14 protein-coding genes and 1 other RNA gene are annotated in these 16,202 nt (G+C 40.8%); 1 reads left to right on the top strand and 14 read right to left on the bottom strand.

The annotated features are described in order from the left end of the window. Positions 1–132: 132 nt before the first annotated feature. The 10 genes from Q8M41_RS03970 to Q8M41_RS03925 form a co-directional block, all read right to left on the bottom strand. Entirely contained in the window at positions 133–534 is a 402-nt protein-coding gene (locus Q8M41_RS03970) for an alpha-L-fucosidase (RefSeq protein ID WP_305363949.1), read from the bottom strand. 19 nt (positions 535–553) lie between these two features. Then, positions 554–1,999: a sulfatase-like hydrolase/transferase gene (locus Q8M41_RS03965; RefSeq protein ID WP_305363948.1), complete on the bottom strand. Its 1,446-nt coding sequence runs from the start codon at positions 1,997–1,999 to the stop codon at positions 554–556. A gap of 42 nt (positions 2,000–2,041) precedes the next feature. After that, the gene (locus tag Q8M41_RS03960; RefSeq protein ID WP_305363947.1) at positions 2,042–2,533 is read right to left on the bottom strand and encodes a cupin domain-containing protein; all 492 of its coding nucleotides are present in this window, start codon (positions 2,531–2,533) and stop codon (positions 2,042–2,044) included. A 30-nt stretch (positions 2,534–2,563) separates the two neighbouring features. Continuing rightward, positions 2,564–2,953: a type II toxin-antitoxin system HicB family antitoxin gene (locus tag Q8M41_RS03955; protein WP_305363946.1), complete on the bottom strand. Its 390-nt coding sequence runs from the start codon at positions 2,951–2,953 to the stop codon at positions 2,564–2,566. Then, positions 2,946–3,209 carry a type II toxin-antitoxin system HicA family toxin gene (locus Q8M41_RS03950; protein WP_305363945.1) on the bottom strand — a complete coding sequence of 88 codons (264 nt, stop codon included), beginning with the start codon at positions 3,207–3,209 and terminating at the stop codon, positions 2,946–2,948. The genes Q8M41_RS03955 and Q8M41_RS03950 overlap by 8 nt, the downstream gene beginning before the upstream one ends. Positions 3,210–3,448: 239 nt before the next feature. Continuing rightward, positions 3,449–5,656: a catalase/peroxidase HPI gene (gene katG / locus Q8M41_RS03945; protein ID WP_305363944.1), complete on the bottom strand. Its 2,208-nt coding sequence runs from the start codon at positions 5,654–5,656 to the stop codon at positions 3,449–3,451. A gap of 405 nt (positions 5,657–6,061) precedes the next feature. Continuing rightward, the gene (locus Q8M41_RS03940) at positions 6,062–6,388 is read right to left on the bottom strand and encodes a GIY-YIG nuclease family protein (RefSeq protein WP_305363943.1); all 327 of its coding nucleotides are present in this window, start codon (positions 6,386–6,388) and stop codon (positions 6,062–6,064) included. A gap of 123 nt (positions 6,389–6,511) precedes the next feature. Further along, positions 6,512–6,880, bottom strand: a transfer-messenger RNA (tmRNA) gene (ssrA, locus tag Q8M41_RS03935). Positions 6,881–6,949: 69 nt separating this feature from the next. Next, a complete protein-coding gene (locus Q8M41_RS03930) occupies positions 6,950–8,146 on the bottom strand; it encodes a pyridoxal phosphate-dependent aminotransferase (protein WP_305363942.1) in 1,197 nt (398 codons plus the stop codon). Positions 8,147–8,211: 65 nt separating this feature from the next. Continuing rightward, positions 8,212–8,601, bottom strand: a complete 390-nt coding sequence (locus tag Q8M41_RS03925) for a DUF1573 domain-containing protein (protein WP_305363941.1) — start codon at positions 8,599–8,601, stop codon at positions 8,212–8,214. A gap of 185 nt (positions 8,602–8,786) precedes the next feature. Between Q8M41_RS03925 and Q8M41_RS03920 the strand changes: the two genes are divergently transcribed. Next, positions 8,787–11,204 (top strand): thiamine pyrophosphate-dependent enzyme, encoded by a 2,418-nt coding sequence (locus tag Q8M41_RS03920; RefSeq protein ID WP_305363940.1) that lies wholly within the window; start codon positions 8,787–8,789, stop codon positions 11,202–11,204. A gap of 291 nt (positions 11,205–11,495) precedes the next feature. Here the strand turns inward: Q8M41_RS03920 and aroC are convergent, their stop codons facing one another. The 4 genes from aroC to Q8M41_RS03900 all read right to left on the bottom strand — a co-directional run bounded on the left by aroC (position 11,496) and on the right by Q8M41_RS03900 (position 15,980). Beyond that, positions 11,496–12,599: a chorismate synthase gene (aroC, locus tag Q8M41_RS03915; RefSeq protein WP_305363939.1), complete on the bottom strand. Its 1,104-nt coding sequence runs from the start codon at positions 12,597–12,599 to the stop codon at positions 11,496–11,498. A 126-nt stretch (positions 12,600–12,725) separates the two neighbouring features. Continuing rightward, positions 12,726–13,970, bottom strand: coding sequence for a 3-phosphoshikimate 1-carboxyvinyltransferase (locus tag Q8M41_RS03910; protein ID WP_305363938.1), 1,245 nt, complete (start codon positions 13,968–13,970; stop codon positions 12,726–12,728). 2 nt (positions 13,971–13,972) lie between these two features. After that, on the bottom strand, positions 13,973–15,076 hold the full coding sequence (locus tag Q8M41_RS03905; protein WP_305363937.1) for a chorismate mutase: 1,104 nt from the start codon (positions 15,074–15,076) through the stop codon (positions 13,973–13,975). Positions 15,077–15,152: 76 nt separating this feature from the next. Further along, the gene (locus Q8M41_RS03900; RefSeq protein WP_305363936.1) at positions 15,153–15,980 is read right to left on the bottom strand and encodes a prephenate dehydratase; all 828 of its coding nucleotides are present in this window, start codon (positions 15,978–15,980) and stop codon (positions 15,153–15,155) included. Positions 15,981–16,202: the final 222 nt, after the last annotated feature.

The raw sequence follows: 16,202 nt of genomic DNA, 5'->3' as shown, positions 1-16,202 counted from the left end.
AGCTTCGCTTCAAGCTATGTGATTTACAATCTATGTCTCCTTTAAAGCATAATAACAGTCAATCTATGTGGTTAAATATTAATCTTTAGATAGTTTAATATCAATCTCAGGTTAATCAGGCTATTACTCGGGTTAACTAATTATTGATATTCTGAACTTAAGAGCCTTCATGGAATAGGGGTTCACATCAGATTGGTAAAGTGCAAATCCGGTTTCGTGTGTTACCGTAAGAATCGCAATCTTACCTCCCATATCTTTCACAGACCTGATCCATTGATCAGTATCCAGTTTTGTGGGATTAAAAATATTGTAATCGGCGATAGGTGTGATCCTGTTTAACGCCTGATTGTATTTTTTACCATCAAAAACATGCAGATCATAAGAGATTAGTGCCGTAAGTTCTGCATCCTGCCAGACTAACTGACTTTTTTTAGGAAGTGGAATATTTTTCTGAGCATAGATTTTGTCGGTTAAGACAAGTATCAGGCATGCAGTAATTAAAGCAATGTATTTATTTGAAGTATTGATTATCATTTTAATTGATTTTCTGTTTTCAACTACCACGGGATTTCTGATTTTTCTTTCTTCCCCAATCAGGCAGATCAATATTAAGATCGTCGAATGCAGCTGTCATTTGCTGTTTCAGCAGATTTCTCATTTGCAGGATCTTTTCATTGTAGGCCGGCTCTTTGGAAAGATCTTTAATTTCCAATGGGTCTTTTTTGAGATTGAACAACTGTGTAGTTGCGATTCCATCCACATTATAAACGATCATTTTATAACCATCCTCAGATTTAATACTTCTGCTCCAGTGACCATAAACATTGTAAATAGATGATCTGACCTTTCTTGATGGATCCTGAATAACAGGCAATAATGAACGTCCTTCCACACTTGAGGGTCTTTTTACCTCCAGATAATCTATTATTGTCGGTGTAATATCACTCAGGTAAGTAAATCCTTCAGTTTTCTTGTTAACAGGTATATCGGGACCTGACATAATCATGGGTACTCTGATGCTATGCTCATAAAGATTTTGCTTGCCGAGTAATCCATGCTGTCCCACTGCCAGGCCGTTATCACCTGCAAAAACAATTAAGGTATTTTCTTTCAAGCCGTTTTTCTCAAGTGCTTCTAAAATCCTCCCAACCTGGGCATCCATTTCACTAACCATTCCATAGTATAGGGCAATCTCTTTTTTAGTAGCTTCCGGATCCCGGGGAACAGGTAACAATTGTTCATCCCGTACATTCAGATCACCATTATCAAAAGGATGTTTAATCAGGAAATTTGCTGGCAAGGTAATTTTTTTTGGATCATACATTGTTGCAAAATTCCCTGGAGGAGTTCTTGGATCATGCGGAGAAGTAAAAGCCACATAACAGAAAAATGGATTTGTATTCGCTGTTGAACTACTCAAAAAGCGGATGGCATTATCTGCATAAAGCGTGGTGCTGTAAATATCACTGACCCGCTTGCGGTTTTCACTATAAACTCCGGTACTATCGAAAAGAGATACTGTTGGATGTTCCTGTCCGCCAAATTTCGGAAAATGCATTCCTCCAAAAAATATATCCCCTCCTGTACTGAACATGCGGCTATGGGATGCTTTATCACTATGCCATTTACCGGTATGGTAGGTGTTATAACCCTGTTTTCGTAATACTTCGGGCAAACTAACAATGCTATCGGGGATTGTATTTCCATCTCCGGGTAATCTGTTTACGTAGCGACCTGTTAGTAGCATCACACGGCTTGGGATACAAACTGCACCCTGATGCCCGCCCATTACATGAGTCTGGGTAAACATCAATCCTGATTTTGCCAGTTTATCCAGATTTGGGGTTGAAATCTCCTTGTTCCCGGCAGCACCTAAGGCATGATAACTATGATCATCTGAATAAATAATCAATACATTTTTTGCCCTTGTGGTGATTTTTTGAGCAATTATACTCGTTGGAAGTATAAGTACCACCAGAATAAATGATAGAATTTTCATGAATGAAAACTTGTATTAATTATACTGTAATTTAAAGATTTTTCACTGACGACAAAGTCTTTCAATTAAGCTTGCAGATTCGGGATATTCTGGTTTCAGTTCAGCAGCTTTAGCAAGTTCAAAATTGGTGAAATCAAATCCCGGAGCTACGGTACAGCCAACAAATGAATATTCTCCGCTTGTTTCTGAAGCAAACCATGCACAGGCAGGTACTATGGCCTGATAAACTTCTCCTTCTTCGCGGTTTTTACCCAGACGAATCAGTTCGTAAGTTCCGTCAAGATGCAGCACATGCACACTCAGGCTGTCTCCTTCATAAAAATGCCAGCATTCATCACTTTTGATGCGGTGGAAAGCTGAAAATAAATCTTTTAATAACAGAAAATAAATGGCGGTGCTGAAAGTCCGCTCAGCGGGAAATCTTAATGGTAATCCGTTCGCCGGAATACTTTCTGTTGATCGGTAAGTCTCTTTAAAATAACCTCCTTCGGGGTGGGGGAGTAAATTGTATTGATGGATGAGGTTTTGGATCATTTTTTAATAATATAATGTTTCGAAAGGCGCTTAAGCGGTTTCCAGCTTTTTGTTATTTTCTTCCAGAATTTGACTGACATCTTCTTTTTGCTTCAATGCATATGAAAGTGCTGTTTTAACAAATTCATTTAAAGTAATATTGTGAATGGCTGCAAATGTAGAAGCTTCCTGGTGAAGCTTAGGCGAAACACGGACATTGAAACTGCCTTTAAAAGTCTTGTCTGGTGTTTTGCCAATACTTGAACAGGTTTGCAGATAGTCATCTACAGCCTCTTTGAAAGCTTTTTTTAATTCTGAAACTGAAGACCCTTCGAAATTTATCAGGTCATTAATGCCTAATACCTTGCCGGTAAATATTTCATCATCAGCACTTAATTGTATCGAAGCATAGTATTCCTTGTATTGTAAGATATCATTCATGTTTAATATGCCCATTTATTTTTAGATGATTAATCACATCAGAAATAGTGTATTCTTTTAATATGCTGGAGGGATGAGGTTTATGAAGGGAGATGATATTATTGTTACTATCTTTGAATTTCCTTCTTGATCCACCCGTTTTTCCAGCAATAATTTCTTCATAACCAAAGGCAGATAAAATTTTAACCAATTCTTCCCATGTGAAGTCTTTAGGTACTGATAAAAATCTTCTTTGTAGCTTTTCAAATCTCGACATGATGGAACAGTTTATAAACTGAACCAATATATCTATAAGCAGCTACAGGTTATGTCATTGAATTATTAAACGGTTATTACAAATCTATAAAAGGCGATTTGTAATTGCAACTAAATTCTAGTCGCTAAATTTTTATGGATATTAAATCTATTCGAATAGATAATAAGCGAATGAGCAGGGTATAAAAAAAGGTGGCTCATTATCTGGCCACCTTTTCTATTAAATTATTTTTTATTAAATCATGCAAGATCAAATCGGTCAAGATTCATCACTTTAGTCCAGGCGGCAACAAAATCCTGAACGAACTTATCTTTGGAGTCTTCACATCCATAAACTTCGGCGATTGCACGAAGCTCGGAGTTTGATCCGAAAATCAGGTCGGCGCGGGTTGCGGTCCATTTGATTTCACCTGTTGCACGATCACGACCTTCAAATACCTGCTGAGATTCAGAAATTGCTTTCCAGGTTGTACCTAAATCAAGCAGGTTCACGAAAAAGTCGTTGCTAAGTGCTTCTGTATTTTTTGTGAAGACACCGTGCTGAGACTGATCGAAGTTTGTGTTGAGGACACGCATGCCGGCTACAAGAACAGTCATTTCTGGTGCAGTAAGCGTTAATAATTGTGCCTTATCGATTAGCATTTCTTCTGTTGTAGAAGTTGACCTGGACTTCTTGTAGTTACGGAAACCATCTGCTTGTGGCTCTAAAACAGCGAATGATTCTACATCAGTTTGATCCTGTGAAGCATCGCTTCTTCCTGTTGTAAATGGAACTGGTAAATGATGACCGGCATTTTGAGCTGCCTTCTCGATAGCTGCACAGCCGGCAAGAACGATCAGATCAGCGAGGGAAACTGCTTTATTACCAGACTGGGCACTATTGAATTCTTGTTGAATGCTTTCCAGTTTATCAATCACCTGAGCGAGTTGAGCCGGATTATTGACTTCCCAGTATTTTTGAGGAGCCAGGCGGACGCGTGCACCATTTGCACCTCCACGTTTATCAGAACCACGGAAGGTTGATGCCGAAGCCCATGCCGTAGAAACCAGTTGGGAAATTGAAAGTCCTGATTCAAGTATCTTAGCTTTCAGTGCATTGATATCATTATTGTCAATCAACTCATGCGAAACTGCAGGAATTGGATCTTGCCAGATTAATACTTCAGCAGGAACTTCTTTACCAAGATAGCGTGAAGTAGGTCCCATATCTCGGTGGGTAAGTTTATACCAGGCTTTGGCAAAGGCATCTGCAAATTCATCCGGGTTCTCATGAAAGTGCCTTGAAATTTTTTCGTAAACTGGATCTAATCTTAATGCAAGGTCAGTAGTGAACATGATTGGTGTGTGACGCTTCGAAGGGTCGTGAGCATCAGGCACAGTTCCTGCACCCATTCCATGCTTCGGTATCCATTGCTGAGCACCTGCAGGGCTTTTGGTTAATTCCCATTCGTAGCCGAACAGATTCCAAAAATAGTTATTACTCCATTTGGTAGGTGTGGTTGTCCAGGCACCTTCCAGCCCACTACTGATAGTATCAGCTCCTTTGCCACTGCCGAATGTGTTTTTCCAGCCCATGCCTTGCTCTTCAATACCTGCAGCTGCTGGCGCCACATCTACATATTCACCAGGATCAGCGGCTCCATGTGCCTTACCAAAGGTATGGCCGCCCGCAATCAGGGCAACAGTTTCGTAGTCATTCATTGCCATACGGCCAAAAGTATCACGGATATCGCGTGCTGCCGCAATCGGATCAGGATTTCCGTTAGGTCCTTCTGGATTTACATAAATCAGACCCATTTGTACAGCTGCCAAAGGGTTTTCAAGTTCGCGGTCGCCAGTGTAGCGTTGATCGGCCAACCACTCTTTTTCAGAACCCCAGTAAATATCTTCTTCAGGCTCCCAAACATCTTCACGTCCGCCACCGAAACCAAAGGTTTTGAGACCCATTGATTCTAGTGCACAGTTACCGGTGAGGATCATCAAATCTGCCCAGGAAATTTTTCTGCCATATTTTTGTTTTATCGGCCAAAGCAGTAAGCGTGCCTTGTCGAGGCTCACATTATCAGGCCAGCTGTTCAGGGGTGCAAAGCGCTGGGTTCCAGAGCCAGCTCCACCACGTCCATCCTGGATCCTGTAAGTTCCGGCACTATGCCATGCCATACGAATGAAGAATGGACCATAATGACCATAATCAGCCGGCCACCAGTCTTGTGAGGTAGTCATTAATTCGAAAATATCTTTTTTTACAGCATCCAGATCCAGACTGTTGAACTCCTCGGCGTAATTGAATCTATCGCCCATAGGGTTAGATAGTGTAGAGTTCTGACGCAGAATGTTCAGTTTTAACTGATTTGGCCACCAGTCGCGGTTGCTTGTGCCACCACCTGCGCTTGGTTTTAATGAACCATGACCAAACGGGCACTTGCCCTGGGATGTGTTATTTTCCATTTTATTAAAATTTTATTAAATTATATAAGATAAATATATCGAATTTGTAGGTTTTTGCGGTTTAATTCGCCTATTCAAAGCTACATTATTCTATATTATAAATCTTATCGATTATGTTTATGTTGTTATAGATTTTGTCTATAGTATAATATCGCTTAAGCTATTTAAATCGGACTGAAATAACAGATGATTATTTTAATAAGGCTCTTGATGTTATGATTTTCGTTCATCCCCATCCAGAGAAAGTTTAGAGCCATCCGGGTTCTCATCCCTCCTGAAAATTATTACATAAAAAAACCAAACCTTATGGGCTTGGTTTTTATCATTTAGTCTCCTTCGCAACCCTGCGGTGGACTTCGTCCACCATAGGTCGCTTCGGCGAATCAGAAGAGCTTCATCCAAATATTAGTCATTATCCTCATCCTCATTGGCGAAAATAAATGATACTTTTTCCGCATAGCCAAGGCTATGAAGCGTTGATCGAAGCATTAGTTTTAATGCTCTTTTACCTGCTGTAGTTTTTAAATACTTTTCACGATTTCTGGCATCTTTTTCAAACAGATAAAATTCGCAGAAGATTAGTTTGAGAGGTCTTCTTGACGCTGTGCTTTTCGTTCTACCGGCATTGTGATTTACTATCCGGTTTGCAAGATTTGAAGAATATCCAACATAAAGCATTGCATCCTTTTCGCTAAAAAGTACATATATACAATATGGCAAAGCTTGTGTCATTCATAAACTTACTAAATTGAACTCAATTATATAGAGTTCCGACAGCAGATGTCGTGCCTCCATCGCTGTGGAACACCACGAAGCGAAAAAGCTATCCCATAAGGATAGCTTTTTCTGCTTCTGTGGTGGAGCCGGAGGGATTCGAACCCTCGTCCAAACATGGGACATGTTACGCTTTCTACATGCTTAGCTGTTGTTTAATTGTCGGGAAGGGGAAGGTCAACCGCTTACCTGTACCGTCTTCCGTAGATGTCTTGTCTTACCGGATTATCACATCATTAAACCCTGGCCAGTCCTGTTGTTCGATGCTCCTGATGTCAGATTACAGAACAGAATCTGACGGAACAAAAGCTTACTTAATTCTAAATTAAGCAGCTAAGGCGTAGTTATTTTCGCCAATTGTGGTTTGAAAGTTCAGATTTAAGCGCTACTACTCACAATGCGCTGCATGCTTACATACCTGCCTCCATCCTGTCAATTCCGGTCGGCCCCTGAATTTTGTGTTGGAGAGTATATAATGCAAAGATACGAAATATTACAATAGCATCCCTGCAAAAGCCACTATATCCGTCCCGGATACACTTTTAATGCCTGCTCAAGGCAGGTCATTGCGGCTTCCAGATCTTCCTTGTTCAAAACGTATGCCAAACGTACTTCGTTAGTTCCGGCCCCTGCAGTACTGTAAAATCCGGTTGCAGGCGCCATCATTACTGTCGAATTTTCATGTTCAAACTCTTCCAGCATCCACTGGCAGAATTTATCCGCATTGTCGATCGGGAATTTTGCAACAACATAAAACGCACCACCGGGGTTCGGACAAAATACCCCTTCAATTTTGTTAAGTCGCTCAACCAGTGTATTCCTGCGGATGGTATATTCCTTATTTACCTGTTCAAAATAGCTATCAGGTGTGTCAACTGCGGCTGTTGCTGCAATCTGTTCAACCATACCCGGACTCAGACGTGCCTGTGCGAATTTCAATCCCGCGGCAATTACTTCCTTGTTTTTTGTAATCAGACATCCCAGACGGGCACCACAGGCACTGTATCGTTTGGAAACAGTATCTAAAACGATCACATGCTGATCAAGTCCTTCGAGATGCATTGGAGAAATAAATTCCTTACCATAATAGCAGAACTCACGATAAGCCTCGTCAGAGAAGAGGAACAGGTTATATTTGAGGCATAACTCTCTAAGAGCCTCCAATTCTTGTTTTGAATACAGGTACCCGGTTGGGTTATTTGGATTACAAATTATGATAGCTTTGGTCTTCGGACTAATCAGTTTCTCAAATTCAGAGATCGGAGGGAGCGCAAATCCGTTTTCAATGACAGACAGGATGGGCTTCACCACCACATTGCTCATGCAGGCGAATCCATTATAGTTGGCATAAAAAGGCTCAGGAATTATGATCTCATCACCTTCGTTGACACAGGCCTGCATTGCGATAGTAATTGCTTCAGAACCACCTACTGTCACCAGGATCTGTGCCGGATTGATGTTATAACCCAGTTTATTATAATATTCAGTCAGCTTGGTACGATAAACCAGCGTTCCTTCTGAAGGGGTATAGGCCCAGACCTTAAAATCTATATTTTTTATCGCATCGAGCATTCCCTGAGGGGTCTCAATATCCGGCTGACCGATATTTAAATGATAAACCTTTTTTCCTTCACGTTTTGCCTGATCAGCAAAAGGAGTAAGCTTGCGAATTGGAGAAGCAGGCATCTGCCTGCCTTTACTTGAAATTTCTGGCATGGTACAAAATTAAAAAACCTCTCCGAATGGGAGAGGCTTTTTAATTTTTAATTTATGATTATTTATCAGCCGGCACTCCGGACCTCACCTTTAACATAGAGTACTTTAATAGGGGTTCTTGCATTGGATTTAACCCTCACAGCTTTTGTAAATCCTGCCTGAGGCAAAGCAGCATCATAAGTGATAGTAATAATTCCTTTGCCTCCTTCTAAAATAGGTTCTCTAGTGAATTTGGTAATGATACAGTCGCAGCTTGATTCAATTGAGGAAATAATCAATGGTTCACCTCCCGTATTTGTGAAGGTAAATTCGGCACTAACTGGTGTGCCCTTCGGGATCTGTCCGAAATCATGAGTTTCTTTATCAAATTTGAATTCTGCTTTATTTTCAGTTTGCATTGACTTAAAAACCACAATTACAATTACGGCAGCTAACAGGATTAATACTTTTTTCATCTTAATTTATTTTAGCAATATCAAACAGAATCATTCAAATATCATTCCAAATCAGGCGATTGCATTTATTTATTAATCATCCGGATGTTATTATTTGGCTAATTCCTGAATAAGCGAATTATTATTTTGCATCAGGATTATCATTTCCTGCACTCTTTTCTTATTTTTGGCCATAAAGCAATTCTATGATAGAAATCCGGGTAAACGAGAACAATCTGCAGGAACAAGAGGAATTAAGCTTTGAAGCATTCAAAAGCATAATCGTTAATGATTACAAAATTGCTTTTGAAAGCAGGCAGGCAAGTCTTTTGGGCCGTAAGGAAGTTCTGACCGGTAAAGCTAAATTCGGAATCTTCGGGGATGGAAAAGAGGTAGCACAGCTGGCTATGGCAAAGGTCTTTATGGCTGGCGACTGGCGTTCAGGGTATTACCGGGATCAAACCTTTATGCTTGCAGCAGGTATGCTAACGATGCCTGAATTCTTTGCTCAGCTTTATGCCAATACAGATCCTGATGCTGACCCGGGTTCGGGAGGCAGACAGATGAATTGCCATTTTGCAAGCCGTCTATTAAACGAAGATGGTAGCTGGATGGATCTGACAAGTACTAAGAATTCGTCCTCAGATATTTCGCCTACAGGCGGGCAAATGGGGCGCCTTGTAGGTTTAGCTCTGGCTTCGAAGTTGTATAAAAACAATCCGGATCTTAATTATTTAAAGAATTTCTCGGTAAATGGTAATGAAGTTGCTTTCGGAACCATAGGTAATGCTTCGACTTCAGAGGGTATTTTCTTTGAGGCTATCAATGCTGCCGGAGTACTGCAGGTGCCAATGGCAATTTCTATATGGGATGATGCCTATGGGATTTCTGTTCCTGCCGAATATCAGACCACCAAACAGGACATCTCTGAAATTCTGAAGGGATTTCAGCGTGATGATAAGGGCGAAGGGTACGAGATATTTAAAGTCAGGGGCTGGGATTATCCCGGTTTGTGTGAAACCTATGAAAAAGCGATCAAGGTTTGCCGTGAACAGCATATTCCGGTAATGATACATGTTACTGAAATGACCCAGCCACAGGGGCATTCGACTTCAGGCTCACACGAACGCTATAAAAATAAGGATAGGATAGCCTGGGAAAATGAATACGATTGCATGTTGCAGATGCGGAAATGGATGATCGAATCAGCTATATCTTCAGAAGATGAGTTGAATGAGATCGAAGCAAATGCCAAAATATATATTCGTAATTGTCAGAAGAAGGCATGGGCTGAGTTCAATTCAGGGATGAAATCAGAGCTTGATTCAGCGATCAGTCTTGTTGAGAGGACGCAGAAGCCTGAACTTATCCAGTTAGCCACTCAGCTTAAAACAAGTATCGACCCATCCCGTAAGGATGTCATAGCAATGGTCAGAAATGCAATAAGATTATTGCGTCATGATCATTCAGAATCAAAAAAGGCATTGTTGGATTGGTATAGCCAGCAGCATGACCAGATTTTTGATCGTTATAATTCCAAACTTTTCACAGGATCAAAGGAATCTCCATTAAATCTCGAAGGACTTAAACCTGAATACTCTGAAAGTTCAAAAGTGGTTGATGGCAGGGAAATTCTAAATGCATGTTTTGATGCAAATTTCGCTCGCGATGCCCGTGTTCTTGCCTTTGGTGAGGATGTTGGAGCTATTGGGGATGTAAATCAGGGTTTTGCCGGTCTGCAAGCTAAATTTGGTAAAAAGAGGATCACGGATACCGGTATCAGAGAAATGACCATCATCGGGCAAGGAATTGGTTTGGCTTTGCGGGGTTTAAGACCCATTGCTGAGATTCAGTATCTGGATTATTTGCTATTTGCCTTAAATATTCTGAGTGATGATCTGGCAACATTAAGTTACCGTACCAAAGGCAGGCAAAAAGCTCCCCTTATCGTCAGAACCAGAGGACACCGCTTAGAGGGAATCTGGCATTCAGGTTCGCCAATGGGAGTGATCATCAATTCTTTAAGAGGTGTGCATGTTTGTGTGCCCAGAAATATGACTCAGGCTGCAGGTATGTATAATACACTCCTTCGTGGGGATGAGCCTGCTTTGGTTATTGAGTGTCTTAACGGTTACCGCCTGAAAGAGACCATGCCTGATAATGTAGGTGAATTCAGAGTGGAATTGGGTAAAGCAGAGATTATTCGTGAAGGAAAGGATATCACTGTTATTTCATACGGTTCAACTTTGAGAATAGTGGAAGAGGCTGCTGAGGAACTTGAGAGTTTGGGTATCGATATTGAAATTGTTGATCCACAGACTTTTTTGCCTTTTGATCTTGACAATCTGTGCGCAAAATCTTTGAGTAAGACTAATAAATTGCTTGTTGTTGGTGAAGATGTTCCCGGAGGTTCATCAGCTTTTATCATGCAGCAGGTACTGGAACGTCAGAATGGATACCGGTTTTTGGACGGGCAGCCGCATACACTGACTGCCAAACCACACCGTACACCCTATGGTTCGGATGGTGATTATTTCACCAAACCTTCTGTGGATGATGTTGTTGAAATCGTTTATGCAATGATGAACGACAGTTTCCCGGATAAGTTTCCAAAGTTATTTTAATCGTTACGAACAACATCCCGTCATACGAGCGAGCTAAAATTTTTGTAATTAGGTGATTTTCAACGCGAGGAGAAATCTGTTGAGTAACACTTTGCCATTGAAGAACAGATTTCTCCATCGTACCTGCCCATCTGGTCAGGCGGCACTCCTTTGCCAAAATTAGCAGTATCAATAATAGAATGTCTTTGCGAGGAGGTACGACGAAGCAATCTTATGCAATTGGTGATTGAATAACCAAGAGATTGCTTCGCTGTGCTCGCAATGACACAAATACTGTCATTCACGAATCCCCTAAAGCCTGATTACCCTATTCCTCAATAAATGATCAGCCAGTACCAGTGCTGCCATAGCTTCAATAATTGCTACCGCGCGGGGCACAACACATGGATCATGCCTGCCCTTTCCCTGAACATTTGCTGCATTACCTGCAGAATCGAGGCTGGCCTGATTTTGCATGATGGTTGCTACCGGTTTGAATGCCACCCTGAAGGTAATATCCATTCCGTTTGATATCCCACCCTGAATTCCGCCCGAATAGTTAGTCAGAGTACGGAAATTACTGTTTTCCTGTCCTTCTGAAGGGGCTACAAAAAGATCATTATGCTCAGAACCTCTCATTTCTGAACCTGCAAACCCCGATCCATAATCAAAGCCATGAACGGCATTGATACTTAACATCGCCTTACCTAAATCGGCATGCAGTTTGTCAAAAACAGGCTCTCCCAATCCAACGGGACAGTTTTTAACCAGGCATGAAATTTTACCACCGATCGTATCTCCTTCTTTTCTGACCCCATCGATCAGTTCAATCATCTGATTGGCGGTAGCCGGATCGGCACAACGTACAATATTACTCTCCCTGATCTCAAGCAATTCTGGTATCGAATTTATTGAAAGCAGGGGAGCTTCGATGGTACCTGCTGATGATACATGTGCAAATATTTCGATTCCGGATTGTTGTAATAAAAGTTTAGCGATTGCTCCTGCGGCTACCCTTGCTGCTGTTTCTCTTGCAGATGATCTTCCACCACCGCGGTGATCCCGATGACCGTATTTGGCATCGTAAGTATAATCTGCATGTGAGGGACGATAGGCATCTTTGATATGCGAATAATCTTTTGAACGCTGATCTTCATTCGGGATGATCATAGCAATAGGAGTGCCGGTGGTTTTGCCTTCAAATACTCCTGAAAGGATCTGTACTGTATCACTTTCCTTGCGCTGGGTTGTAATCTTTGATTGTCCCGGTTTACGCTTATCGAGCTCAGACTGGATGAAATCCATGTCGACCACCAAATTAGAAGGACAGCCATCGATAATCACCCCAATAGCCTCACCATGTGATTCTCCGAAAGTTGTTATGCGGAACAGTTGACCGAATGAATTGCCTGCCATTTTTGAGTTATAAGTTATAAGTTATAAGTTATAAGTTGTAGGTTTTAAGTTATAAGTAGTTAAAATTACAATTTGTGGTAAAAAATATAGTTGGTAGTAGGATTTTTCATTCTCAATACTCAATACTCACTTCTCAATACTCCTTAAATTGAATCCTGCTATTTCCAGATGTTTCCAAAAATCCGGATATGATTTTTCAACAACCAGATGATCTTCAATTTCGAGCTCCGGCATAACTAATGCAAGTGGTGCAAAGGCCATAGCCATTCTATGATCATCGTAAGTTGCTATCTGAATTTTTTTATTCAGATCTAGTCCTGAGCAATCCAGTTTATAAGTTTGATTCTTTTCAATCAGCTTTACTCCGATCTTAGCCAGTTCAGTCTGAAGTGCATTGACCCGGTCGGTTTCCTTAATTTTTAAAGTCTCCAATCCGGTGAAGGTAGCATCATGTCCCAGTGCTGCACAACAAACAATTACAGTCTGTGCCAGATCCGGACATTCCTTAAAATCAAAGATCTTTCGCTCCAATTTCTTTGCTTCCTTGAATAAATAGACACCACCATCTTTGAACTGTGAGCTTATGCCAAAGTTTGCCATAATCTCAGTAATCATACTGTCTCCCTGGAGACTATATCCATTCAATCCCGGTAGGAAAAGACGGGCTTCTTCAGATAAGGCCGCAATAGCATACCAATAAGAAGCTGCACTCCAGTCGGGTTCCACATTAATTACCGACTTATTGAAAGGCTGCCTTGCAATGCTGATCACATTATCACTCCAGGTATGTCTGATGCCAGCTTGTTCCATCATTGCAAGGGTCATCTGAACATATGGTTTTGAGGTTAATTCCCCCTCAATCACAAGATTCAAACCTTGTTCAAGTTTTGGGGCAATAAGCAATAGGGCAGAAATATACTGACTACTGATATTGCCTTTTATACTCACTTGATTCGTTTTCTGCTGAAGCGAACCCCTGATTTTTAATGGAGGGAATCCTTCTTTTTCCGCATATTGAATATCAGCACCGAGCGTTCTTAAAGCATCAACCAGAATCCCGATAGGTCGCTGTTTCATGCGCTCCGACCCGGTTAAAATCACTTCACCAGCCTGTAGGGAGTAAAAAGCAGTTAAAAAGCGCATGGCAGTACCTGCCGGACCGATATCAACTATTTTTTGTGCCTTATCTCGGAGGATATTGTTTAACGTAACAGTATCAGCAGCTTCAGATATATTCTCTACCTGGACCGCACCATCACTCAATGCCTGCATGATCAAAGCGCGGTTACACTCGCTTTTTGATCCGGTCAGAGGTATGGTGCAGTCTAGTTTTTTATTTGCTGCTGATATTTTTATGCTTGCTGAACTCATTGTTATTCAACATTCACTTTATCGTTCATGATTTCAGTTTGCTTGCGGATAGATTCGCTGTGGATTAATTCCAGAAGTTTACCTGTAAAGTTAAGATCCAGCTTTAAAGCCTTTGCAAATGCACTGCGTTTGTTCATGATCTGATCCCAGCGGTTTACCTGAAGGATAGTTACTCCATTATCACGTTTGAATTCACCGATTTTTTGAACTACCTGCATTCTTTCGGCTATTTTCTGAATGATCTGATCATCAATTTTATCAATACTGGTACGCAGATCAGCCAGTTTATCAGTAAACTCTTTGTCTTTACTTTCCGGCTTACGCAGTGTAAGAAGCTCCATTAATTCTGATAATGCAGCAGGAGTTAACTGTTGTTTTGCATCAGTCCATGCTACAGAAGGGTCAAGGTGAGACTCGATCATTAATCCCTGCATATCCAGATCAAGTGCTTTTTGGGCAACGTATTGAATCAATTCACGGTTTCCACAAATATGGCTAGGGTCATTGATGATTGGAAGTTCAGGACATAAAGTTTTTAGCTGAATGGCCAGTTCCCACATCGGTTCATTTCTGAACGCGGTTTTTTCAAAAGAAGAGAATCCTCTGTGAATAGCCGCAAGCTTTGTGATACCAGCATTATTGAAACGTTCCAATGCACCTATCCATAACTGAAGGTCAGGATTAACCGGATTTTTAACCATCACCGGAATATCTACACCTTTAAGGGCATCGGCAATTTCCTGTACTGTAAATGGATTTACCGTTGAACGTGCACCCACCCAAAGTATATCAACTCCTGCTGCCAGGGCTTCTTCTACATGTTTTGCGTTTGCTACTTCTACTGCAGTAGGTAAGCCTGTTTCTTCCTTGGCTCTTTTTAACCAGGTTAAGCCAATACTTCCAATACCTTCAAACTCTCCGGGACGGGTACGCGGTTTCCAGATTCCAGCTCTTAAAACAGAAACCTTTCCTGTTTTTGCCAGTAAATGTGCGGTAGCCATCAGCTGATCTTCAGTTTCAGCACTGCATGGCCCTGCAATTAATAAAGGCTCGTTTTTTGTTTTTACCCAGGTACTTAAGGGCTGTAATTTTAAATTTAATTTCATCGTTTTAATTTTTGGTCCGGAAAGCTTTCCAGGGTTGATTATAGTATCGTTTTTAATTGTTGTTTGCTTTTTTAGGTTAAACTTTATCGTTTTTTAAGTACTCACCCATAATTGTGAAGTTGATGGTATGTTTTAAAACCTGACGGATCGCAGAATCATAATCGGCCTGATTTTTCCATTCTATATCAACGTAAAAATTATATTCATTTCGTTTTCCAAGTACGGGCATTGACTGGATTTTGCTCAGATTTATCTTTTTGGAAGCAAAGATATTCAGCACATCGGCCAGCGATCCAACGGAGTTCCCTACCTGGAAACTAAAGGAAGCTTTATTGACTTCAACATTTTCGAGTGGTTTATTTGCAAGGATCAGGAATCGGGTAAAATTTTTCTTATTAGATTCAATCCTTCTTTCCATGACTTCCAGATCATATAGTTTAGCAGCAAGAAGATTTGCAATAGCTACGGTATCAGTCAGGTTTTCTTCTCTGATTTTCTTCGCACAGGCCGCAGTATCACTGCTTTCAACTACTTGTAAATGAGGAAATTCTTCGAAGAAATCACTGCATTGACGAATGGCGATCGGATGTGACTGAACATACTTTACATCTTCGAATTTTACTCCAGGAAGCGCAAGCAAATGAAGTTGTATCGCGAGATAGACCTCACCGACTATGGAGAAGTTGTATTCTCTGAGCAGGGTATAGTTAGGCAGAAGACTTCCGGCAATTGAATTTTCAATAGCCATGACCACGTAATCTGCCTGTTTATTCTTCAAAACCTCACAGGTTTTTTTGAATGATTCGCATTCAATGGTTTCGATATCAGTCCCGAAGAATTTAAATGCTGCCTCTTCGTGAAATGATGCCCGGATTCCCTGAATTGCTACTCGTTTTTTTTGCATTTGATTTTAAATAAAAAAAGTCCCTGCTTTTGGGCAGGGACTTTTTGCTAATTTCTATATTAAGATCTATTGCATATTTTCCCCGCTCTTACCGTGATAGTAAAAATAAGCGAAGTAATATGTAGTTGAATTTTTCATCCTTATGTTTTCCAAATGTAGCACAAAATTTAATTCTGTCAATAGAAAAAATAAATTATTTTGTGAATCGACTGGATTTTTGCA

The sequence above is a fragment of the Daejeonella sp. genome (assembly GCF_030684675.1).
Taxonomy (GTDB): Bacteria; Bacteroidota; Bacteroidia; order Sphingobacteriales; family Sphingobacteriaceae; genus Daejeonella.
This window is presented reverse-complemented; position numbering and strand designations above follow the sequence as displayed.